Below are 22,655 nucleotides of genomic sequence, written 5' to 3'. Positions count from 1 at the left end.
CATGATCCGCTCCTTGCGGCTGCGCGCCGGCATCCTCTCGCTGGCGCTGCTCGCGCTGGTCCTTCTCCTCTGGCAGGTGTCGGTCAGCGGCACCGCCAGCACCCAGGCCATGGACCCCGAATATGCCGCGCTGATGGGGCAGACCGCCACCACGGGCAAGTCGGCCATGCCCGGCCCCCTCGATGTCGGGGCGACCATCTGGAAGCACCTGAGGGACCCGTTCTACGACCGGGGTCCCAACGACAAGGGCCTCGGCATCCAGCTCGCCTATTCCATCGGCCGCGTGGCGCTGGGCTACGGCCTCGCGGTGCTGGTGGCGATCCCGGTCGGCTTCCTCATCGGCATGTCGCCGCTGATGAGCCGGGCGCTCGATCCGTTCATCCAGATCCTGAAGCCGGTCTCGCCCTTGGCCTGGATGCCGCTCGCCCTCTACACGATCAAGGATTCGAGCCTGTCGGCGATCTTCGTGATCTTCATCTGCTCGGTCTGGCCGATGTTGATCAACACGGTCTTCGGCGTCGCGGGGACGCGGAAGGAATGGCTCAACGTCGCCCGCACCCTTGAGGTGAGCCCGCTCCGGCGCGCCTTCACGGTGATCCTGCCCGCCGCCGCGCCGACGATCCTCACCGGCATGCGCATCTCCATCGGCATCGCGTGGCTCGTGATCGTCGCCGCCGAGATGCTCGTGGGGGGCACAGGCATCGGCTACTTCGTCTGGAACGAGTGGAACAACCTCTCGATCACCAATGTGATCACCTCGATCCTAGTGATCGGTCTCGTCGGCATGGTCCTCGACCAGCTCCTGGCGCGGGCGCAGGCTCTCGTCACCTTCCCCGAATGAGGCGCCGCGCCATGAGCACGCTCCTTCCCTTCGTGCGGCGTGCCGGCCGCACCGCCCCCGATACCGGGACCCGCCGCATGTCGTCCTCCGAGAAGTTCATCTCCATCGAGGGGATCGCCCGGCGCTACCCGGCGCAAGGGGGCAAGAAGGGGGCAAAAGCACGACGATCTTCGAGGATCTGTGGCTGCCGATGCGGCGCGGCGAGTTCGTGTGCATGATCGGCCATTCCGGCTGCGGCAAGACCACGGTGCTGAACATCCTCTCCGGGCTCGACGCGCCCTCCGAGGGTACCGTCATCGTGGATGGTCAGGCCATCACCGGCACGAGCCTGGACCGCGCCGTCATCTTTCAGGGGCATGCCCTGCTGCCCTGGCGCAGCGTGCTCGGCAACGTCGCCTATGCGGTCTCCTCCCGCTGGCGGAAGGCGAAACGGGCGGAGATCGAGGCGCGGGCGCGCAAGGCCATCGCGACGGTCGGCCTCGCCGGGTCAGAGCACAAGCGCCCGTCCGAATTGTCGGGCGGCATGAAGCAGCGCGTCGGCATCGCCCGCGCGCTTGCCATCGAGCCGAAGATCCTGCTGATGGACGAGCCCTTCTCGGCTCTCGACGCGCTGACGCGCGGCACGCTTCAGGACGAGGTGCGCCGGATCTGCGTCGAGACCGGGCAGACCGTGTTCATGATCACCCACGACGTCGATGAGGCGATCTATCTCGCCGACCGCATCGTGCTGATGACGAACGGGCCGGAGGCGAAGGTCGCCGAAATCGTCGAGAATCCGTTGCCCAAGGACCGCGACCGGACGCAACTCCACCATGCGCCGGGCTACTACGCCCTGCGCAACCACCTGATCGACTTCCTCGTGACCCGCTCCCGGACCCTGCGGGACGCGATGCCGCCGGACTACGATCCCCGCCGTCCGCCGGTGGTGCGCCCCTCGCTGAGCGAGGCGGACGCCGCCGCCATTGCCTCCGATCCCACCGAGCCCCCGGCCCGGCGGGCCTGACGACGCGCGGCGGGCAACGCAAAAAAGGCGGCTTTTCAGGCCAAGCTCGTGCGCGAGGCTCGGTTCTCACCGCGCTTTGACAAGCTTGGCCCTTCGTGAGCACGCTCTCGCAGGCTGGGTGCAATGACAGGTGAACTGGCCTTGAGGCTGCGCTGAGCGGTCCTTTCTTCATTCGGATCGTGGCAACCAAGACGCGGCTCACGCGAGAGCGTGACGGCCTGTGCCATCGATCCTGTGGGCAAGGCCCCTAGAATCAGCGTGGCCACGCGATGCACAGGAGAGCGAACGCGACGATGTGCATCCCGGTCTGCCTGACTGACGGGGGCGAGATGGGCTCGCTCATGCGCGAGCACGATTGGGCGGCCTCGTCCTTCGGCGATCCGGCGGCCTGGGCGCCATCCCTGACGACGCTCGTCGGCCTCATGCTCGGCTCGCCCCAGCCGACCTTTCTCGTCTGGGGGCCCGATCAAAGGCTCCTCTACAACGACGCTTATGCAGGACTCCTCGGCGCAGCGCATCCGGCCGCCCTCGGCCGCCCCTGCCGCGAGATCAGGCCCGATCTCGGTCCGTCGCTGGACGAGGCCCTGTCCGGCCGCGCCGTCTTGACGGATGACGACACGGGCGCGGGCCGGTTCTCGCTGTCCCTTCAGCCGATCCGCGACCCGGCCGGGCAGGCCGAGGGTCTTTACGGCACCTGCATCCTGCGGCCGGCTGCGGACCTGTCGTTTCGCGAGAACGAGGAGCGGCAATCCTTCCTGCTCGAGCTCAGCGACACGCTCCGGGCGCTGACCTCGTCCACCGAGATCGTCGAGGTCGCGTCGCGCCGTCTCGGCGAGCGGGTCGGCGCGAGCCGCGTCTTCTATGCTGAGATCGCCGGCAGCCTGATGACGGTCGAGCGCGAATATATCGACGGCGTCGGCACGATCATCGGTAAGCATTCGCTGGCGGCCTTCGGCCCGGACCTTCTGGCTGCCTATCGTGACGGCACGGTCGTCGCAGTCGAGGACGTTCCGTCCGATCCGCGGTTCAACCCTGAGGCGCGCGCGGGCCTGTGCTCGCGGGAGGTCGGCGCCTTCGTGGATGTCGTGCTATTCCGCGGCGCGGAATGGGTCGGCCTGCTGGCGGTGCAGAGCGCGGTTCCCCGCGCCTGGACATCGGCCGAAGGCAACCTGATCCGGGAGGTGGGCGAACGCGTCAAGGGAGCGATCGAGCGGGCCCGCGCCGAGGTCGCCCTGCGCGACAGCGAAGCCCGCCTGTCGGCGATCTTCGCCTGTGCGCCCGTGGGCCTGTCAGAGGTCGATCCCGAGGGACGCTTCCTTCGCGTCAACACGGAGATGTGCCGCATCCTCGGCCGCACGCCGGAGGAGATGCTGCGGGTCAACGTCGCCGATGTCACCGACCCGGCCTTCATGGCCCAGAGCCGGGCGATCATCATGCAGGCGATCGAGACCGGACACGGCACCGCCCTCGACAAGATCTACCTCCGTCCGGACGGCACCTCGATCTGGGCGAATAGCAGCGTCAGGCGCCTCGACGACGCGCAGGGCCGGTTCAAGAGCCTTCTGGCCGTCACGGCGGATCTCAGCCAGCGCCGCGAAGCCGAGCAGCGGCTGGCTGAAAGCGAGCGCCGCCTTCAACTCCTTAACGAGACCCTGGAACTCCAGGTCTCGGAGCGTACGGCCAAGCTCAACCTGCTCGCGACGATCGTCGAGCGCACCGACATCATGGTGATGGCGGCCGACCTCGGCTACAACATCCTCGCCATCAACAAGGCGAATGCGGACGAGTTCGCGCGCATCTACGGCGTGCGGCCGAAGGTCGGCGACAACATGCTCGACCTTCTGGCTGATCAGCCAGAGCATCAGGCCCAGGTCAGGGATGGCTGGGGCCGGGGGCTCGCGGGCGAAGAGATCACCTTCGTCCAGGAATTCGGCGACGCGGACCGCGCCCGTCCCGCCTACGAGATCAGCTTCCGTACCCTGCGCGATGCGCAGGGACAGCGGATGGGCTGCTATCAGTTCGTCATGGACGTCAGCGAGCGGTTGCGCGGGCAGGCCGAATTGGCCCACGCGCAGGATGCGCTCCGCCAATCCCAGAAGCTCGAAGCGGTCGGCCAGCTCACAGGCGGCGTGGCGCACGACTTCAACAACCTTCTGACCATCATCCGCTCCTCGGTGGATTTCCTGCGTCGGCCCGATCTGCCGGAGGCCCGCAAGCGCCGCTATCTCGACGCGGTCTCCGACACGGTGGACCGGGCGGCCAAGCTGACCGGGCAGCTCCTCGCCTTCGCTCGGCGTCAGGCGCTCAAGCCCGAAGTGTTCAGCGCCGGACAGCGGGTGACCGAGATTGCCGACATGCTCGATACGCTGACCGGCGGGCGGGTGCAGGTGCTGATCGAGGTGCCGAACACGAACTGCCACGTCCGCGCGGATGTGAGCCAGTTCGAGACCGCCCTGGTCAACATGGCGGTCAATGCCCGCGATGCCATGGACGGGGAGGGCACCCTGATCCTGCGCGTGACCTGCGGCGCCACGTTGCCCGCCGTTCGCGGCCATGCCGGGTCCACGGCGCCCTTCGTCGCGGTGTCCCTGACCGATACCGGCATGGGCATTCCGCATGACCGGATGGGGCGGATCTTCGAGCCGTTCTTCACCACCAAGGAGGTCGGCAAGGGGACGGGCCTCGGCCTGAGCCAAGTGTTCGGTTTCGCCAAGCAATCGGGCGGCGACGTGGATGTGCGCAGCGTCGTGGGCGAAGGTACCACCTTCACGCTCTACCTGCCGGAAGTGGCGGCCCTCGACGGGCCCTGCACCGAGCGGGTGCAGGATGTGGGGCTGGCGCCGTTGGGGGCGGGGCAGAGCATCCTGATCGTGGAGGACAATGTCGGCGTCGGACAGTTCGCCACGCAGATCCTCGAAGACCTCGGTTACCGGACCACCTTGGCGAACAACGCCGAGGAGGCCCTGGAACGGCTCGGCCGGGACGGGAGCGGGTTCGACCTCGTCTTCTCGGATGTGGTCATGCCGGGCATGGGCGGGGTCGCCCTGGCCCGCGAGCTACAGCAACGCTGCCCGCACCTGCCGGTGGTCCTGACCTCGGGCTACAGCCACGTGCTCGCCCGCGAGAGCGACCACGGGTTCGAGTTGCTGCACAAGCCGTATTCCGCCGAGCAACTCGGGCGCATCCTGCATCAGGTTCTCGGAGTCTGGACCAAGGTGGCGGCCCCGGCAGCGTGACACACGGGATGGCAAAGATCCCGGTCTTCCCGTGTCCACCACTCGTTAACCACCCCAGCCGAGGCCGCGAACTCGCTTACAAGTTGTAAGTTGATGCAGATCTCGTCGTCTGTCGGTGATAGACATGCCTCATTCGATCTTCATCAGGGAAAGCAATGGTGATGTCCGGCGTCCGCCGGAATTGATTGCTCACGATATAGACAGCGTTGCTCTCGCGAACCGGTTGGTCCGGTCGATCGCCAAGTCGGGCCGCGTCAACGGCTTCGATCCGGTGACGGGAGAACGCTGGTTCAAGCAGAAAGAATCGATCTTTCACGTCTATCGATTGCACGTCGGCGCGCGCGACCACGGCTGTTTCGAATAGCCGTGCACGCGTGGGGCGGCGTCCACGACCCCTGTCGTGGACGCCGTCTCGATCACGCCCGGCGCGGGGCGCTCTTGTGGCCCAGTGTGAGCGCGAGGAAGACGATCGCGAGGACGCAGGCGCCGATCAGCAGGATGAAGCTGCCGTTCCAGCCATAATGGTCGGTCGTGTAGCCGACGAGCGCGCTCGCCGCGACCGAGCCGCCGAGATAGCCGAACAGGCCGGTGAAGCCCGCTGCCGTCCCGGCCGCCTTCTTGGGCACCAGTTCCAGGGCCTGCAGGCCGATCAACATCACAGGTCCGTAGATCAAGAAGCCGATGCTGATCAGCGCCGCGAGGTCGATGCCGGGATTGCCTTCCGGGTTGAGCCAGTAGACCAGCGTCGCGATCAGCACGCCGACCATGAACACCACGCCCGTGGCGCCGCGGTTGCCGCGGAACAGCTTGTCCGAGAGCCAGCCGCAGAGAAGCGTGCCGGGAATGCCCGCCCATTCGTAGAGGAAATAAGCCCAGGAGGTCTTGTCGACCGAGAAGTGCTTGGCTTCCTTGAGGTAGGTCGGCGCCCAATCCAGCACGCCGTAGCGCAGCAGGTAGACGAACACGTTGGCGAAGGCGATGTACCAAAGCAGGCGGTTTTTCAGCACGTGCTCGACGAAGATCTCGCGCGTCGAGAATTCACGCTCGTGGTTGGCGTCGTAGCCTTCCGGGAAATCCTGCTTCCACGTCTCGACCGAAGGTAGCCCGCAGGATTGTGGTGTGTCCCTCATGGCCAGGAAGGCGAAGACCGCGACGCCGAGCGCCACCGCCGCCGGGACGTAGAAGGCCGAGTGCCAGTCATGGAACCACGCGAGGCCGAGCAGGAAGAGCGGGCCGATGAGGCCGCCACCGACATTGTGTGCCACGTTCCAGACCGAGACGACGCCGCCGCGCTCCTTTTGCGACCACCAATGCACCATGGTACGCCCGCTCGGCGGCCAACCCATGCCCTGGAACCAGCCGTTCAGGAACAGCAGCACGAACATGATGCCGACGCTCGACGTCGCCCAGGGCGCGAAGCCGAACAGGAACATCACCAGCGCCGAGAGTACGAGGCCGAGCGGCAGGAAGTAGCGTGGGTTGGAGCGATCCGAGACCATGCCCATCAGGAACTTGGACAGGCCGTAGGCGATGGCGACGGCGGAGAGCGCGGTTCCGAGTTCGCCCCGGCTGTAGCCCTGCTCGACGAGGTAGGGCATCGCCAGGGAGAAGTTCTTGCGCAGCAGGTAATAGCCCGCATAGCCCAGGAAGATGCCCGCAAAGATCTGCCAGCGCAGCCGCTGATAAGTCGCGTCGACGCGGTCGGACGGTATGGGCGGTTTGTGGGCCGCGGGTGCGAGGAAGCCGATCATGGCGCGCCTTCGTAGGGGAGGCCATGGGGAGCCCAGGCCCGTATCGTCCCGAGGGGACGGGGTGGCGACGATCCGCGTCGCCTCGGGGTAGAGGCTTTCGGCCTCAGACGGTGGCGGCCATCGTCGCGCCGAGTGCCGCGGCTTCGTCCGGCGAGAAGGCGAGGCCGAGCTTGGACCGGCGCCAGAGGACATCCTCGGCGGTGCGTGCCCATTCGTGTTCGATCATCCAGCGCAACTCGCCCTCGTGGAGGCCGTGGCCGAGATCGTGCCCGAGATTCTCGGCGATGCGCGGTGCGTCGGTGCCGTAGGCGGCCACCATGCGCGCGACCGTGGCGGCGGACAGGTGCGGCGCCATCCGCGTGAGACGGGCCTCGATCTCGGCCACGCCGTCCACCGGGAAGTCGCCACCCGGCAGCGCCGCGCTTCCGGTCCACGGACGTCCCCGAGACCCGAGATGCTGGCCGATCTCCTTGAGCGCGTCCTCCGCGAGCTTGCGGTAGGTGGTGATCTTGCCGCCGAAGATGTTCAGCACCGGGGCTTGGCCCGAGGCGCCGTCGGTCTTCAGCACGTAATCGCGCGTGGCCTCCTGCGCGGCGGAGGCATTGTCATCGAAGAGCGGGCGCACGCCGGAAAAGGTCCAGACGATGTCTTCGCGGCGTAGCGGCTTCGCGAAGTATTCGCTGGCGGCGTTCAGGAGATACTGCGTCTCCTCCTCGGTGATCGCCACCTCGGCGGGGTCGCCGGAATAGTCGCGATCCGTGGTGCCGACGAGGGTGGTGTCGTTCGCGTAGGGAATGGCGAAGATGATCCGCCCGTCCGCGTTCTGGAAGATGTAGGCGCGGTCGTGCTCGTAGAGCCTGCGCACCACGATGTGCGAGCCCTGGACGAGGCGCACATGCTTGGCTTCGCTGCGTCCGAGCGGCCCCTGGATCACCCGGTCGACCCACGGGCCAGCCGCGTTCACGAGGAAGCGCGCGGCGATCTCCTCCTCCTGCCCGGTGCGGAGATCGCGCCGGACGATGCGCCAAAGGCCTTCCTCGCGCCGGGCGGAGACGACGCGGGTGCCGACCGCGATATCGGCGCCGCGCGTCTGCGCATCGCGGGCGTTGAGGACGACGAGGCGCGTATCGTCGACGCGCGCGTCCGAATACTCGAAGCCGCGCCGGAACGTGTCCTTCAAGGGCGCGCCGAGCGGGCCGCCGAGGTCCACCGGCCGCGTAGCGGGCAGGCGCTTCCGGCCGCCGAGATGATCGTAGAGGAAGAGGCCTACGCGCAGCAGCCAGGCCGGGCGAAGGCCCGAATGCAGCGGCAGAATGAAGCGGAGCGGGCGCACGATATGGGGCGCGATGCCCCAGAGCACCTCTCGCTCGGCCAGAGCCTCCCGCACGAGGCGGAACTCGTAATGCTCGAGATAGCGAAGGCCGCCGTGGATGAGCTTGGTGGACCAGGACGAGGTGCCGCTGCCGAGGTCGTTCTGCTCGGTCAGCGAGACCGAGTATCCGCGCCCGGCCGCATCGCGCGCGATGCCGCAGCCGTTGATGCCACCGCCGATGATGGCGACGTCGAACGTTCGCATGATCCTCCCCCTCCCGTGCCACGGCGCTGAACGCGCGGCTGCGAAAGTAGAGGCATTAAATACGAAACTAAACGAAAGTCAACCGAAAGCGGTGCGTCAGGTCGCCGTTTCGACCAGGCGGACACCGGAGGCGCGACACAGGTCGCGCAGGGCCTCACTGGGGCAGCGGTCGGTGACGAAGGTGCCGATCTGTGGAAGCTGGGCAAGGCGCACCGGAGCGCTGCGCTCGAACTTGCTGGAATCGGCGACGAGCACGACATGCCGCGCATTGGCGATGATCGCCTGTGCCACCCGCACCTCGCGATAGTCGAAATCGAGCAGCGCCCCGTCCTCATCGATGGCCGAGGCACCGATCACCGCGAAATCGACCTTGAATTGGCGGATGAAGTCGACGGCCGCCTCGCCGACGATCCCGCCGTCCGAGCGCCGGATCAGCCCGCCTGCGACGATGCACTCGATCTCCGGGCTTGCCCGCAGCGCATGGGCGACATTGAGGTTGTTGGTGATGACCATCAGGCCGGAATGGCCGAGCAACGCGCGAGCGACGGCCTCGGTCGTCGTGCCGATGTTGATAAACAACGAGGACCGGTCCGGGATCAGATCGGCGGCGGCTCTGGCGATGGCGGCCTTCTCGGGCGCCGCCATGGCGTTGCGCGCCTCGTAATTCAGGTTCTCGGCCCCAGCCCCCAGAACCGCCCCACCATGGATCCGCGAGAGGAGCCGCGCATCGCAGAGGTCGTTGAGATCCTTGCGGATGGTCTGCACGCTGACCGCGAAGCGGCTGGACAGGGCATCGACCAGCACCCGCCCATCGCTGCGCGCGATGTCCATGATCGCGGTCTGGCGCTCCGACAGCATGGTTTCGAACCTCGGGCTCGTTCAATCGAAAGCGGTTTAGGCGCGTTTTAGGGAAAACGAAACCGCGTCTAGGCTGATTTGATAGTCAACCCATCCGGATCATGGCAGCGGCGATAGGGAGGAAGCCGGGGAACTCGGTGGCACGTCGTCGGGGATCGTGCGCCGCCGGGTTGAATTGCACGGGATGACCGCCTTGATCCCATATCGCTGATCAGGCGGCGCAGGGCATTGCTGTCGTAGGCTGCGGATCGAGAAAGCCGACGATGCCGCAGATAATTCAGCATGTCGCCCAAGCGGCCATCAAGAACGCGTCCCCACGGCTTGCTCTATCAAGCGCCCGTACTGGTCGAGCATGAAGTCGTATCCCGGCAGGCTCTCGAACACGACCGAAGACCGCTCGGCAAAGCGGGAGCGCAGCTCGTCGTCCTCGATCAGGTGGGCCATGTGAGCAGCGAGCTTGGCCACATCCCCCGGCTCGTACAAGACAGCATTGACGTTCTCGCGAACCTGCTCCCGGATGCCCCAGACCGGCGTCGAGATGAGTGGCAGCCCGGCGGCCATCGCCTCCAGCGTAACGCGCGGATAGCTCTCCACGCGGCTAGAGCAAACGAAGACGTCGCTGCCCTTCAGGAAGGTTGGCACATCGTCGCTCTCTGGGACGATATGCACTCGCCTTGCCCGATCTTCCGGAAGTGTTTTGATCGTCTCGCAAATTGACTCGCTATAGGCGCTCGGGCGGTCGCCCACGATGCAAATCTCGGCGCGGGCCGCCAGGGTATCCGGCAGAAGGGCATAGGCCTGCACGAGATCGAGTTGCCCCTTCCGTTCGCAAACCGTCCCAACGAGGGTGAACACCACCGAGCCGGATGCGACCTCCATCCGCGCGCGCGCCTCGTCCCGGTCGATCCGGTCCATGCCTGCGATGAGCCTGGAGGTGTTCAGCCCGTTGCGCACGAGCGTGAAGGCTCCCTTTGTGTCGAGCGCAGACCATGCTTCGAGGGTCGAGCGGGCGACGAAGACGACTCGGTAGGCACTCTCGAAGCCGTTGAAGGCCATCGCTTCGATGTGGCGCGGATAATGCGCGTAGTACGTGCGCCAGGGTTCGCTCTCGTGAATGATCCAAATACAAGGCAGTCCTGCGAGCCGGGCGGCTTCCACCGCCCAGAAACACTCGGCAGTGTTGGCCACCACCACCTCGATCCCGTCATAGAGAAAGGTCTCGCCGAGCTGCCGCAGGCGCGCCGTCATCTCCTCCTCCGGCGGCCATCCGAGCATCGGGTGCTCGATGACCGTGGTGGGAATATCCGCAGCCGCATAGGGCTGCCGGAGGGGGCCATCGCTCGGCGAGATTACGATGGGATCGGCACGACCCTGCGCCGCCAAGCCGCTCGCGAGCTCAAACAGGACATTCGGCGCGCCCTCTAAGTTGAAGTTGTGGCTGACGAACAGCGCGCGAACCGGCTTGCCCGAAGAGCGCGCAACATGGGTCCGCGCGACGCCGAATTGTTCGTCGCTTAACGTGAGATTGGGATTGTAGTATGCATCCACGCGCCCGCAATATTTAAGGCGTATCGCCCGTTCCTCGGCCGGATTATCCCCGAAGCCGCGGCTCTTGCTCTCGTGATGGAAAAGTTCAGCAGAGCCGCATTGAATGCAGCTATAGCCGGCATCGACCAGTCGATAGCAGTAATCCACATCGTTATACGCGACGCGGAAGTTCTCTTCGTCCAGGCCGCCGATCTCTAAGAACAACGCCCTCGGCGTCAGCATGCAGGCGGCGGTGACGCCGGCGACGTCCCTCGTCGCCCGGGACAGGCACAAGTGACCGAGATCGTATTCGGGAAGCAACTTGAAGCTATGACTGGGCATGCCCTCGTGCAGACCATGGGTGATGCCGGCATGCTGGATTCGCCTGTCACCGTAGAGAAGGCGGGCGCCCACGGCACCGACCTTGTCGATCTGCGCATAGCCGACCATTTGCGACAGCCAACGGGGCGATATGACTTCGGTGTCGTTGTTCAGGAGGAGGACATATTCTCCCTTCGCCGCCGCGACACCGGCGTTGACAATATGGGAGAAGCTGAAACCTTCGGCGGGGCTCGCTACGCTCAACACTGTGGCGCCACACTCCGCCATATAGCGCAGGGCGGCAGGATCGGTGCTCTCATTGTCGACGATCAAGATATCGAAGTTGCGATAGGTCGTGCACTTCAGACTTTCCACACAGGCGCGGAGCAGTTCGACCTTGTCTTTATTAGGGATGATGACGGTGACGTGCGGGCCATCATCTGGGAAAGAAGGTTCGAAGATACCGAGACGTGCCATTCGGGCGAAGTCCGGGTGGATAACCTCTGCCTTGAGCCCGCGGCGGTCGAACGCTTCCTGGACGGCTCGCCGCCCCCTGTCGAAAGCAGCGGGCTTGGCATCGCCGCTCACCGCGGTCGAACCTGGGGCCGCCCTCCAGTGGTATAGTACGCGCGGGATGTGGCGGATCGCGCGAGCGTGCTCGCTGAGGCGGAGGGCGAGGTCGAAATCCTGCGACCCCTCAAACCCGATCCTGAACCCGCCGACGCGCTCGAACAAGGATCGTTTGAACGTGAACAGATGGCTCATATACATAAACGACAGAAGGAGCGTGGGACTCCAGTCGGGTTTGAACTGCGGCGCGAACCTCCGGGTGGCGAGATCGATCTTGTCGTCATCCGAGTAGACAACTTCTGCCTCGGGATGGTCAGCGTAACAGATCGCGATCTCCGCAAGGGCATGCGGGTGAAGCAGATCATCGTGGTCGAGCAGGGCGATGATCTCACCGGTGGCCAGCGCCGCAGCGCGGTTCGAGGCACCGCTGATGTTCTCGTTCGTCTCCGAGCGTGTCCAGACGATCCGCGGATCCAGAGCCGCGTAGGTGCTAATGAGATCGACGACCCTTTGATCCGGGCTGGCATCGTCGCAGATGCAGAGCTGCCAGTTCGTATAGAGTTGCGACCGGACGCTCTCGATCGCGGCGGCCAAGAACCTCAGATCCGACTGGTATGTCGGCATGACGACAGACACGAGGGGAGCTGTGTCGGCAAGCCTGACAAGCTCTCGCGCGAGGAACGCACGGTCGGACGCCGTGTCCTGATTGACCTCGAGCCAAGACTCGTATGGCTCCATCGGCTTTGCCAGAGGATAAGCGTTTCTTGCCGCAGCGGCCTCTGTCAGCTCCCCGGGAGAAACGACCAGGATATCGGCATAGAGGGGATGAGGTTTCTGTCCTCGAGTTCGGCCGATGCGGTAATAATACGCGAAAACGCCCCACGTGAACTCGAAGCTTTCGGGGTAGGTCTCCCGGTACCAGCGCGTGCTGAATCGCAAGTGGGGATCGCGACCTTCGGCTTCTCCATGCTTGATGTAATGCAGCAGCGGATCGATCTGCAGGTTGCCGACATCGCGATACGTGGCCCTGTACCACGCCGTGTCGAACAGCGGGTTTGGACGCCTGCCTTCTAAATATCCATAGTTTTCAAAGTGCGCGAGGGGTTCCATCCCGGATGCGACTACATCCGGGTTGCTGAACAGATACCAATCCGTGTCGAATAAGGGGTTGGGATCTCGTCCCTCCTTCCAACCGATCCGCCTATAGTGTTCGTAAGCCTCTTCCTCCGAGATTGTGAGGTCCGGCGACGAGGCGATATACCACGCGGCGTCGAACAGTGAGCTGGGGCGGATCGGTGGTTGCGAAGCGATTTGCCACTGATAGGTGCCATACAGCTTGATGCATTCCGCCGCCGCATCGATAGGCTGGCCCTGTAGATCCGGGTGATGCGTCAAAAACAGTGCGCGATCAAAGTGCGGACTCGGACTGCGCCCCTCAGCAAATCCATGCGTAAGATAGTGTTTTAGCGGATTAATATTTGAATTTTTGACATCAGCATACTCAGACAAATAGAAGTTTTGGTCGAAATACGCGGACGGATTGTATCCCCTCTTCCATCCCATCTCAAGGTAATGACGGATAAGATCACCCTTGATAGGTGTTGTATGTTGCGCAATGTAGTGATTTTCGTCAAAAAATATACTATTTTCAATATGATCTCGGTGACAATTCGGACTGACCAGACTAATTACGGTAAGGTAAAATCCTTTTATGAGTCGCACTAAACGCACCAGTTCGCGCCCTTCGGCCAAAAAATTTCAGCGTAAGACGGCGCAATATGTCGAATTGCTTGGCAATGCAAATCTTTTAGCGCGTCTTACATGGTGCGCCTGCCGTGCGTGATCGGAGTAGAGCGCGATGGATCGGGTTCGAGGCGATCCGCGGGATGGCCGCGAGGCAATCTTCACCAACCACTCGTCCGTCACCCAATGGTGACCCATCGGCTCCTCCTGAAGGAGCCGTGAGCACATCCCGCAGCGTTGCCCTACAAGTATTGGACCTGGGGCTCTTAGTTCTCGAAAGGGATGTCAGACTCGATGTTCCGCCGCGATGGCGAAGGCCATCTCGAAACGGCAACCTCCCGCCTCGGAGTCGTGGATGCCGAGTCTCGCATCGTGAAGCTTGGCGATTGCCGCTACCAAGCTCAGCCCGAGGCCGTTGCCCGGATTCTGGCGAGCCGCCTCCGCGCGGTAGAAGCGCTGGAAGACCTTCTCGTGCTCGCTCGGCAAGAGGCCCGGCCCCGAATCCTCCACCGCCACGACGACTGCGTCCGGGCCGCGCGAAACCCGCACGCGGACCTCGCCGCCTTGAGGCGTGAACTTGAGCGCATTGTCGAGGAGGTTCGACAGGGCCTCGAAGCAGAGGTCGCGATCCCCCTGGATCACCGGAAGCCCGGATGCCGCCGCCAAGGTCAGGCTGATCCCCTTCTCTTCGGCTACGGGCTCGAAGAAATCCACGGCGTTCGCGGCGAGTTCGCCGAGATCGGTCGGGCCGAAGGCGGTCCTGCGTCCCTCCTGCATCTCGCCGATCCGTAGCACGGCGGTGACCATGGCCAGCGTCTGGTCGATCCAGGTCAGGCCCTGGTCGATCGCTTCGTGGAACTCCTCCACCGTTTTGGCCTGGGCCCGGCTGCGCTCCAGCCGGGCGCGCAGCCGCGTCAGCGGGGTGCGCAGGTCGTGGGCGACGGCGTCACCGACGCTGCGGACCTCGCCCATGAGCCGTTCGATCTCGTCGAGCATGCGGTTCACGTTCGCGGCCAAGCGGTCGAACTCGTCGTTCCGCTGGCCGACAGGCAGGCGCTTGCCCAGGTTGCCGCGCATTACTTCGTCCAGGGCCGCCTCGGTGGCCGCCAGCCGCTCGCGGGCGCGCCGGGCGAGGAGGATGCCGCCGAGGCCCGACAGCGCCAGCATCGGCACGAGGCCGAGCCCGAAGGCCCGTAGGGTCGTCACCCGCACCCGGTCGATGTCGTCGGTGTCGTGGGCGATCACCACCGTCCCGCCGCCGGGCAGGGGCAGGGCCGCCGCCCAGATCTCGTCATCGAGCCTGCGCGTGCCGACCTCCACCGTGGCGCCGACGCGGTAGGCGTCGCCGTCGCGGGGCAGGCCATCCGGCATGGCGTCGAGATTGCCGGCGCGCCGCGTTCCGCCGGGGCCGAACAAGCCGCCGTAATGCCGGGCATGGGGATCCATGGCCGTCCACGTATCGACCCTGAGCGCCGTAGCGGCCGGATCGGCGGCCGCGGCGCGGACTTCGAGCCGCAGGGTCTCGGCCAGTTCCTCGCGCAGGTAGGCGGCGGTCTGCCAGTAGATGAAGGCGAACATCGTCAGCGCGAGCAGCACCGACCATGCGGCGATGCCGAGCGCCCAGCGCAGGGTGGTCGAGCGCATGAGATCAGTCATCGGGGGTGAGGGTGAAGCCGACGCCGCGTACGTTCTGGATCAGGGACGGCTCTCCTGCGGCTTCGAGCTTGCGGCGCAGGCGCCCGAGATGGACATCGATGAGGTTCGATTTCGGGGTGAAGCGGTAGTTCCACACCTCCTCGAACAGCATCGCCCGCGTCACGATCCGGCCGGGCGAGCGCATCAGGTAGGCGAGGAGCTTGAGTTCGCGCGGCAGGAGATCGAGATCGCGCGATCCGCGCCGCCCGGTCCCGGCGATCAGGTCGATTTCCAGGCTTCCGACGCGCAGCAGGGTCTCGCGGCTGTCGACCGGGCGCCGGAGCAGCGCCTCGATCCGTGCGGCGAGTTCCCCCAGAGCGAAGGGCTTGGCGAGGTAATCGTCGCCGCCCGCCCGCAGGCCGCGGATGCGTTCGTCCACATCGCCGAGCGCGCTGAGAACGAGGGCGGGCGTCCGGTCCCCGTCCCGCCGCAAGTCCTGCAGGACCCCGAGCCCGTCCTGGCCGGGTAGCATCCGGTCGAGGATGATCGCGTCCCAGGCGCCGTCGCGGGCCGCCCGCGCGCCGTCGGGGCCGGTCGCCGTCCAGACGACGTCGTGGCCCCGCCCACGCAGGTCGTCGAGCACGACTCCGGCGGTCTCGCCGTCATCTTCGATCAGCAGAAGCCTCGCCACGCGTCAGTCCATCCTCCGGTTGGTCCCCTTGTCGCGCATATCGCCCCGGCGATCTGCGGCGGGGAGGCTTTGTGAACCCGAATTTAGTGGCGCCGCATCGCATTCGCCCGACTTATTTAGAATGCTTCTAGCGCGTTCCCTTCCTCGTTTTCGCAGCCGGGACGAACGCGCCTGCACCAACGAGAGGGTCTCACGCGATGCCGCGCAAGCGGCGGCCCCGCCGCCTGATCAATCGCTACGGCCAGACCCGGCTCTACGATGTCGAGACGGGAACCTATGTGTCCGTCGACCGATTGAGGGAGCTTCGCAGCGAGGGCTACGAGGTCGTGGTCCGCGAGGTCGAGACGGGGCGCTTCGTGAGCGACGAAGTTTTGCGCCCCGGCCTCGACGCATGAGCTTTCTCTCGCCTCTCGCAGCCCCCGGCACGGCCGGTCATGGGGGCGCTTGCCTATGACGCTGAACGCCGAGTCGTCCGCCCGGTACGCGGAGCCTTCCGACCCGACAGAGGGCGATGCTTCCGAGCGCGAATCCGCCGCCTCCCCCGCTCCCGTCGTGCGGCGCCGTCGCGTGCCCGTGCTTCTGCTTCTCGTGGTGCTCGGAGCCATCGCCCTCGCGGGATGGACCTATCGCGCCACGATCCTCACGACCCTCGGCCTCGCTTCGCCTCCGGCCGCAGAGCCCGCTGCAAAGAGTGCGGATAAGGGCGATGAGGCTCCTGCCAATCCCGATCTCGTGACCCTGGACGGGACGGGCCAGAAGCGGATCGGCCTCGCCTTCGGCCAAGCCGAGACCCGGCGGATCGTGTTGCCCGTGCGCGCGCCGGGCACCGTCGCTTTCGACGAGCGGCGGGTGACGCATCTGAAGCCGCGCACGCAAGGGCGGGTGCTGAGCCTCGCGGTCCAGCCCGGCGACCGGGTGACGGCAGGCCAGACGCTCGCGACCCTCGATGCGGCTGGAATCCTCGACGCCCGTAACGGGCTCTTCGCGGCGCAGGCGGCGCTCGGCGAGGCTCAGGCCTCCGAGGCGGTGGCCGCGTTGCAGGTCCGGCGCGGCCTGGAACAGCTGAAGTTCGGCGGGGTGGCGCAGGCCGAGGTCGAGCGGCGGCAGGTCGATCTCGCCAAGGCGCAGGCGGCGGTGAAATCGGCGCAGGCCAATGTCGAGACGTTCCGGGCGCAGTATCAGCGCCTCGCCCCTGCCGAGGGCGCCGCGCCCGGCACCAGCGCCGTGGTCACACCGATCGGCGGTGTGGTGACGAGTGTCGGCATCACTCTGGGCGAGGTGGTCGATACCGGGCGGGATGCCTTCACGGTGGCCGATCCCACCCGCGTCGTCGTTCTGGCGAGCCTCTACGGGGCCGACATCGCACGGGTGAAGGCGGGCGATGCGGCCTCGGTGGAGAACCCCCTGCCGGGCCAGCCATCCTTCGAAGGCCATGTCCGCTCGGTGAATGCCGCCCTCGACCCCGCGACCAACACCGCCCCGGCGCGGATCGAACTCGACAACCCGCAGGATCTGCTGCGCGCCAATCAGTTCGTTTCCGTGACGGTCTCGGCGGATCTCGGCCGTGACGGGCTCACCATCCCGGCGGCCTCGGTGCAGCAGACCGAGGGCGGACCGATCGCCTTTGTGCGCACCGCCCCCGACACGTTCGAGCGGCGTGCCCTGACGCTGGGCATCCAGCGTTCCGACTGGGTGGAGGTGCGCAAGGGCGTGGCCGAGGGCGAGACGGTGGCCACGGCGGGCAGTTTCGGTCTGAAGGCGATCCTGCTGCGCAGCCTTCTCGGCTCGACGGATTGAGGCGCGGCGATGCGGTCGTGGTTCGCCCTTCTGGTCCGTCGCCGTGTCCTGGTGCTGATGATCGCCCTCGCGGCGGCGGCGGGCGGGGTCGCCAACCTGCGCGGCCTCTCCATCGACGCGGTGCCTGATATCTCGCCGAAGCAGGTGATGATCCTCACCCTCTCGCCGGGGCTCGGGCCCCTGGAGGTCGAGCGGCTCGTCACCTTCCCCGTCGAGAACGCCATGGCGGGCGCGCCGGGGCTCTCCAACGTCCGCTCGACATCCCGGGCCGGGGTCTCGGCGGTCTACGTCACCTTCGATGATTCCGTCTCGATCGTCTCGGCGCGTGCGGAGGTGTTCCAGCGCCTGCCCCAGGCCAAGAGCCTGATGCCCGCCGGCGTCGGCGATCCGCAGATGGGGCCGATGGCAACGGGGCTCGGCGAGATCTATCAGTTCGAATTGCGGGGGCCCGCCTACACGCCGATGCAACTGAAGCGCCTGCTGCAATGGACCATCGCGCCGAAGCTGAAGCTCACCCCCGGCATCGCCGACGTGAACATCTATGGCGGCCAAATGCCGACGGACGAGGTCCGCGTCTCGGCGGAGACCCTGCGCCGCTACGGTGTGACGCTCGCCCAGGTCTACACGGCGCTGGCCGACAACAACGCCGCGCGGGGCGGTGCCTATATCGAGCATAACGACCAGCAGCAGGTGATCCGCGGCCTCGGCCTTGCCAAGAGCCCGGAAGACATCGCCAACATCGTCGTCGCCACCGGTCCCGGCGGCGTGCCCGTGACGCTCGGCACCCTCGGCACCGTGCAGGAGGCTCCGAAGGTCCGGCTCGGCGCCGTCACACACGATGCGGAGGGCGAGACCGTCGTGGGCATCGCGATGATGCGCTACGGCGAGAATGCCAGCGCCGTCGTGGAGAACGTGAAGAAGACGATTGCCGACCTGCGCAAGCAATTGCCGCCGGGGGTCGAGATCGTCCCGTACTACGACCGCAGCGCGCTGGTGGATCGCACGATCCACACGGTGGAGCACAACCTCCTCGAAGGGGCGGTTCTGGTGATCGTGGTGCTACTCGTGCTTCTCGGCAACCTGCGCGCCGGGCTGATCGTGGCCGCGGCAATCCCGCTCTCGATGCTGATGGCCTTCGCCGGGATGCGGCTCCTCGGCCTGTCGGGCAACCTGATGAGCCTCGGAGCGATCGATTTCGGGCTGATCGTCGACGGCGCGGTGGTGATGATCGAGAACGTGTTGCGCGCCCGTGGCGAGCATCCCGACCGCCCGGCCCACGATTTGATCCGAGAGGCCGCCGCCGAGGTGGCCCGTCCGGTGATCTTCGCGGTGGCGATCATCATCATCGTCTACGTGCCGATCCTCGCGCTTGAGGGCGTGGCGGGCAAGATGTTCGCCCCCATGGCGCTCACGGTGATCCTGGCGCTCGCCTCGTCGCTGATCGTCACCCTGACCCTCATGCCCGCGCTGGCGGCGATCTTCCTCGCCGGGCGGGGCATCGGTGAACGCGAGACGCGCCTCGTCCACGCGGTGCGGGGCGCCTATACGCCTGTGCTGCAATGGGCCGAGCGGCACGCCCTCGCGACCGTCCTGACGGTGCTCGCCCTGTTCGCCGGATCCTGCGTGGTGGCGACCCGGCTCGGGGGCGAGTTCCTGCCGAAGCTGTCCGAGGGCTCGATCGTCATCACCTCGGAGAAGCTGCCGGGCATCGCGCTCGATGCCTCGCTCGCCACGATGACCCGCATCGAGCGGGTGCTGAAATCCTTTCCCGAGGTGAAGCGGATCGTCTCCCTCACCGGCAGCGCGGAGATTCCGACCGACCCGATGGGCGTCGAATCGACCGACAGCTTCATCACCCTCACCGACCCCTCCACCTGGAAGACCGCCGACAGCCAGGAGGGGCTGGTCGCCGCCTTCGACAAGCGCCTGCGGGAGGAAGTGCCGGGCGTCGCCTACAGCTTCTCGCAGCCGATCCAGATGCGCATGGACGACCTGCTGGAAGGCGTGCGCGGCGACGTCGCGATCAGCCTCTACGGCGACGACCTGAAGGTCCTGAAGGACACGGCGGATTCCATCGTGCGGGTGGTCGCGGGCATTCAGGGTGCGGCGGATGTGAAGGCCGAGGCGCAGGCCGGGATGCCCGCCCTCTCGATCCAGGTGGATCGCTCGAAGGCCGCGCGCTACGGCATCAACGTCTCGGACGTGCTCGACGTGGTGGAAAGCATCGGCGGGCGCACCGCCGGGATGGTCTACGGCGACGACAATTCCATCACCGACATCGTGGTCCGGCTCGATCCGGCGGATCGCAGCGACATCGAGCGCATCCGCGCCCTGCCGGTTGGGCGGCCGGGCAAGGAGGGTGGCCCGCACATGACGGTGCCGCTGTCGATGGTCGCCTCGGTGGAGGTCGCCTCCGGCCCGGCGCAGATCAGCCGCGAGAGGCTACAGCGGCGCATCTCGATCCAGGCCAACGTCCGGGGCCGGGACGTGCAGAGCTTCGTGGACGCCGCCCAGAAAGCCGTCTCCGACCAAGTGAAGCTGCCGCCCCGCTACGCGCTCCAATGGAGCGGCCAATACCAGAATTTGCAGGAGGCGACGGCCCGGCTTTCCGTGGTCGTGCCGGCGGCGCTCGCGGCGATCCTCGTCCTCCTCGTCGTGATGTTCGGCGACATCCGCCTCGCCGGGCTGATCTTCCTCAACGTGCCGATGGCCGCCACCGGGGGCATCCTGGCGCTCGCCCTGCGGGACATGCCCTTCTCGATCTCGGCGGCGATCGGCTTCATCGCGACCTTCGGCATCGCGATCCTGAACGGCGTGGTGCTGACGAGCTACATCCGCGATCTCGAAGGCTCCGGCCTCGACCCACGGGAGGCGGCGACCCGCGCTGCCGAAATGCGGCTGCGCCCGGTGATGATGACGGCCCTCGTTGCCGCCCTGGGCTTCTTGCCGATGGCGCTTTCGACCAGCGCGGGAGCCGAGGTGCAGCGTCCGCTCGCCACCGTCGTGATCGGCGGGCTGATCTCCGCGACGCTGCTCACCCTCGTGGTCCTGCCCGCCGTCTATCCCTGGGTGGCGACACTGGGAGCCCGGAAGCCATCCCGGCGGATCACGGCCCATGACGGGGGGCGACCGACGGGTGGTGAAGTGCGCCCCGCCCGGGAACTGACCCGCGACTGAGCGGCGGACTTCCTTCGCCACCGAGCGAGGCGCCGATGAACCGGCGGAGGGTTCAGGCGTGCTTCCTGGGCCCACGCTCGCGAACGGCGACCTTGCCCAGAGCGTAGATCAGCAAATCCATCGTCCGGATCAGTGGCTCGTCGCCGATCTTAAAGATCGAATCCCTCAGATCGAGAGCGGCTAGGAGGGCATCCTCGATCGTGCGCTCGTGTTCCTGGCGCGATGCAGTTTGTGCGTTTTTCGACATAGTGGCCCGCGAGCACAATTTGTCCGCGCAACTTCAGGTTACGAAGTAAAAGAAATGTTAAAAACTAGTTCATGTTTAGCCCAGTCGTGCGGTTTGCTTCGTAATTCAAAATACGATCGCCACTTTATAAATTCTGTTCCAAACGAACGCCCGGCCTTGGCCACGTTCTCTCAAATGCGCGCGCCGGGCGGCTTCGCGCGCGGCATCCCCGTAGATGTCAGGCCAAGAAAAAGGGATAATTGGATGAGTTCATCCAAGGTCGCCTTCCCATCATAGTCACCGCGCTCGATCGCTTCCAAACTCGACTGCGGAATGCCGACGAGTTGTCCCGTGTGATCGATCGATAGGGCGAGGCGCCGCCGGGCGTGACCGGCATGCCGGGAAAGATTGGCCAGCAGGGTGTTACGTGCTTGGTCCATGCGGCGGCGACCCGGTGTCCGATCCGCCTTTCTGACCCGTAGAAGACAAGTCCTGGTCGGACAAAGATCTAGGGTTGCATGCCCCCGTGCGGGAGCCAGCGGATCACCCCTGTTTTAGGCCGCTAAATTAAAAGTCTACAGGTGAAGCCCGCTATTTGCGGAGGATTATGTGATAATGAATTCTGCTGCGCTGGATGAGTTGTGGGCAATCGATAGGTAGCGACGGCTCGTGGGGCTTTCGGGAAGGCTGCTTCAGCGGCTTCCCCGCTGGGCGAAGACGGCCGGAACGGTCTTGAACAGGATGGTGAGATCGCGCCGAAGGCTCCAACGGGCGGCGTAGTCGAGGTCGAGGGCGACGCGCTCCGCATAGGTCGTGTCGGAGCGGCCAGAGACTTGCCACAGGCCGGTGACGCCGGGCGGCACCGAGAAGCAGGTGTCGAAGGCGGCGCCATAGCGGGCGACCTCCGCCTGGACGATCGGGCGAGGACCGACGAGGCTCATCTCGCCGCGCAGGACATTGATGAGTTGCGGCAGTTCATCGAGGGAGGTCTTGCGCAGGACCCGGCCCAGCGAAGTCACCCGCGGATCGTGGGTGAGCTTGTGCGTGGCGTCCCATTCGGCCCGCGCGACGGCGTTGTCCGCGAGGTGGGCGGCGAGGACCGCTTCGGCATCTACCACCATGGAGCGGAACTTCAGGCAGCCGAAGGTGCGCCCGTCACGTCCAAGGCGCCGATGGCTGAAGATCGGCGACTTGCGGTCGCCCAACCAGACCGTCGCGGAGACGAGGGCGAAGAGCGGCAGCAGGAGGAGCAGCGCCGTCGCGGCGACCGCGATGTCGAGACCGCGCTTGGCAGCCCGTCCGGCCCATTGCCCCCGAACCGGAAGCTCATCTGCATCGCCAGTCGAGGAGACGGCATAAGTCGCGATCGGCAATGCGCGCGGCATGGTTCGCTTTCCAACTGACCTGTGGGCAGGGTTAAAAGCTGTTAATTGGTAAACAACTTCTTAATCACCTGTTTTTAAGATTTTGGCGCGTGGAAATCAATCAAATTATCTCAAGTTTTCTACGCAGATCGCTCAGTGATTAATACTGCGAATTTTATGCTTAATCAGCGAGCGTAAGGGCGAAGCTTTGGGCGGGGCGTTCTCGTGGCATACTTCGGCCGCGTCGGCCGTCTTCACGCTCGTTTGAAATGGAATATGCCACACGCCTGCCCGCACAGGCGACGCAATCCTGATCTCCCCGCGCTACGGGCCAGGGCG

14 protein-coding genes and 1 pseudogene are annotated in these 22,655 nt (G+C 65.8%); 7 read left to right on the top strand and 8 right to left on the bottom strand.

Features of this window, described 5'->3' with window-relative positions; all coding sequences use genetic code 11:
• Position 1 precedes the first annotated feature (1 nt).
• The 4 genes and pseudogenes from ntrB to ACFQE0_RS04680 all read left to right on the top strand — a co-directional run bounded on the left by ntrB (position 2) and on the right by ACFQE0_RS04680 (position 5,444).
• A complete protein-coding gene (gene ntrB, locus ACFQE0_RS04695; protein ID WP_378967547.1) occupies positions 2 to 841 on the top strand; it encodes a nitrate ABC transporter permease in 840 nt (279 codons plus the stop codon).
• Between the two features lie 11 nt (positions 842 to 852).
• Positions 853 to 1,844, top strand: a pseudogene (locus ACFQE0_RS04690) (ABC transporter ATP-binding protein).
• A gap of 269 nt (positions 1,845 to 2,113) precedes the next feature.
• On the top strand, positions 2,114 to 5,080 hold the full coding sequence (locus ACFQE0_RS04685) for a PAS domain-containing protein (protein ID WP_378967545.1): 2,967 nt from the start codon (positions 2,114 to 2,116) through the stop codon (positions 5,078 to 5,080).
• 124 nt (positions 5,081 to 5,204) lie between these two features.
• Positions 5,205 to 5,444, top strand: coding sequence for a hypothetical protein (locus ACFQE0_RS04680; RefSeq protein WP_378967542.1), 240 nt, complete (start codon positions 5,205 to 5,207; stop codon positions 5,442 to 5,444).
• Positions 5,445 to 5,496: 52 nt separating this feature from the next.
• Here ACFQE0_RS04680 and glpT read toward each other — a convergent pair whose 3' ends face one another.
• The 6 genes from glpT to ACFQE0_RS04650 all read right to left on the bottom strand — a co-directional run bounded on the left by glpT (position 5,497) and on the right by ACFQE0_RS04650 (position 15,752).
• Complete coding sequence (gene glpT, locus ACFQE0_RS04675) at positions 5,497 to 6,831, bottom strand: glycerol-3-phosphate transporter (RefSeq protein ID WP_378967540.1); 1,335 nt, start codon at positions 6,829 to 6,831, stop codon at positions 5,497 to 5,499.
• A 103-nt stretch (positions 6,832 to 6,934) separates the two neighbouring features.
• The gene (glpD, locus tag ACFQE0_RS04670; protein ID WP_378967538.1) at positions 6,935 to 8,407 is read right to left on the bottom strand and encodes a glycerol-3-phosphate dehydrogenase; all 1,473 of its coding nucleotides are present in this window, start codon (positions 8,405 to 8,407) and stop codon (positions 6,935 to 6,937) included.
• Positions 8,408 to 8,503: 96 nt separating this feature from the next.
• A complete protein-coding gene (locus tag ACFQE0_RS04665) occupies positions 8,504 to 9,265 on the bottom strand; it encodes a DeoR/GlpR family DNA-binding transcription regulator (protein ID WP_378967536.1) in 762 nt (253 codons plus the stop codon).
• Between the two features lie 300 nt (positions 9,266 to 9,565).
• The gene (locus tag ACFQE0_RS04660; RefSeq protein ID WP_378967533.1) at positions 9,566 to 13,435 is read right to left on the bottom strand and encodes a glycosyltransferase; all 3,870 of its coding nucleotides are present in this window, start codon (positions 13,433 to 13,435) and stop codon (positions 9,566 to 9,568) included.
• A gap of 276 nt (positions 13,436 to 13,711) precedes the next feature.
• Positions 13,712 to 15,070, bottom strand: coding sequence for a HAMP domain-containing sensor histidine kinase (locus ACFQE0_RS04655; protein WP_378967531.1), 1,359 nt, complete (start codon positions 15,068 to 15,070; stop codon positions 13,712 to 13,714).
• A gap of 4 nt (positions 15,071 to 15,074) precedes the next feature.
• Positions 15,075 to 15,752, bottom strand: coding sequence for a response regulator transcription factor (locus ACFQE0_RS04650; RefSeq protein WP_378967528.1), 678 nt, complete (start codon positions 15,750 to 15,752; stop codon positions 15,075 to 15,077).
• 197 nt (positions 15,753 to 15,949) lie between these two features.
• Between ACFQE0_RS04650 and ACFQE0_RS04645 the strand changes: the two genes are divergently transcribed.
• The 3 genes from ACFQE0_RS04645 to ACFQE0_RS04635 are packed head-to-tail and all read left to right on the top strand — an operon-like array spanning position 15,950 to position 20,726.
• Entirely contained in the window at positions 15,950 to 16,147 is a 198-nt protein-coding gene (locus ACFQE0_RS04645) for a polyhydroxyalkanoate synthesis regulator DNA-binding domain-containing protein (RefSeq protein WP_378967526.1), read from the top strand.
• 55 nt (positions 16,148 to 16,202) lie between these two features.
• Positions 16,203 to 17,549 carry an efflux RND transporter periplasmic adaptor subunit gene (locus ACFQE0_RS04640; protein ID WP_378967524.1) on the top strand — a complete coding sequence of 449 codons (1,347 nt, stop codon included), beginning with the start codon at positions 16,203 to 16,205 and terminating at the stop codon, positions 17,547 to 17,549.
• Between the two features lie 9 nt (positions 17,550 to 17,558).
• Complete coding sequence (locus ACFQE0_RS04635; protein ID WP_378967522.1) at positions 17,559 to 20,726, top strand: efflux RND transporter permease subunit; 3,168 nt, start codon at positions 17,559 to 17,561, stop codon at positions 20,724 to 20,726.
• Positions 20,727 to 21,143: 417 nt separating this feature from the next.
• Here the strand turns inward: ACFQE0_RS04635 and ACFQE0_RS04630 are convergent, their stop codons facing one another.
• Complete coding sequence (locus tag ACFQE0_RS04630; protein ID WP_378967520.1) at positions 21,144 to 21,392, bottom strand: helix-turn-helix domain-containing protein; 249 nt, start codon at positions 21,390 to 21,392, stop codon at positions 21,144 to 21,146.
• A gap of 252 nt (positions 21,393 to 21,644) precedes the next feature.
• On the bottom strand, positions 21,645 to 22,337 hold the full coding sequence (locus ACFQE0_RS04625) for a sugar transferase (protein ID WP_378967517.1): 693 nt from the start codon (positions 22,335 to 22,337) through the stop codon (positions 21,645 to 21,647).
• Positions 22,338 to 22,655 lie beyond the last annotated feature (318 nt).

Source organism: Methylobacterium komagatae (genome assembly GCF_042661665.1).
Lineage (GTDB): Bacteria > Pseudomonadota > Alphaproteobacteria > Rhizobiales > Beijerinckiaceae > Methylobacterium > Methylobacterium komagatae.
Note: the sequence above shows the minus strand (reverse complement) of the source record. Positions and strands in the feature narration are given on the sequence as shown.

What these genes read in the sequence shown, in the direction of transcription:
- ACFQE0_RS04630 (WP_378967520.1), bottom strand. Translation starts at nt 21,392, where the DNA reads ATGGACCAAGCACGTAACACCCTGCTGGCCAATCTTTCCCGGCATGCC.
- ACFQE0_RS04625 (WP_378967517.1), bottom strand. Translation starts at nt 22,337, where the DNA reads ATGCCGCGCGCATTGCCGATCGCGACTTATGCCGTCTCCTCGACTGGC.
- ACFQE0_RS04680 (WP_378967542.1), top strand. Translation starts at nt 5,205, where the DNA reads ATGCCTCATTCGATCTTCATCAGGGAAAGCAATGGTGATGTCCGGCGT.
- ACFQE0_RS04640 (WP_378967524.1), top strand. Translation starts at nt 16,203, where the DNA reads ATGACGCTGAACGCCGAGTCGTCCGCCCGGTACGCGGAGCCTTCCGAC.
- ACFQE0_RS04635 (WP_378967522.1), top strand. Translation starts at nt 17,559, where the DNA reads ATGCGGTCGTGGTTCGCCCTTCTGGTCCGTCGCCGTGTCCTGGTGCTG.
- ACFQE0_RS04645 (WP_378967526.1), top strand. Translation starts at nt 15,950, where the DNA reads ATGCCGCGCAAGCGGCGGCCCCGCCGCCTGATCAATCGCTACGGCCAG.
- ACFQE0_RS04685 (WP_378967545.1), top strand. Translation starts at nt 2,114, where the DNA reads ATGCACAGGAGAGCGAACGCGACGATGTGCATCCCGGTCTGCCTGACT.
- ACFQE0_RS04655 (WP_378967531.1), bottom strand. Translation starts at nt 15,070, where the DNA reads ATGCGCTCGACCACCCTGCGCTGGGCGCTCGGCATCGCCGCATGGTCG.
- ACFQE0_RS04665 (WP_378967536.1), bottom strand. Translation starts at nt 9,265, where the DNA reads ATGCTGTCGGAGCGCCAGACCGCGATCATGGACATCGCGCGCAGCGAT.
- ntrB (WP_378967547.1), top strand. Translation starts at nt 2, where the DNA reads ATGATCCGCTCCTTGCGGCTGCGCGCCGGCATCCTCTCGCTGGCGCTG.
- glpD (WP_378967538.1), bottom strand. Translation starts at nt 8,407, where the DNA reads ATGCGAACGTTCGACGTCGCCATCATCGGCGGTGGCATCAACGGCTGC.
- glpT (WP_378967540.1), bottom strand. Translation starts at nt 6,831, where the DNA reads ATGATCGGCTTCCTCGCACCCGCGGCCCACAAACCGCCCATACCGTCC.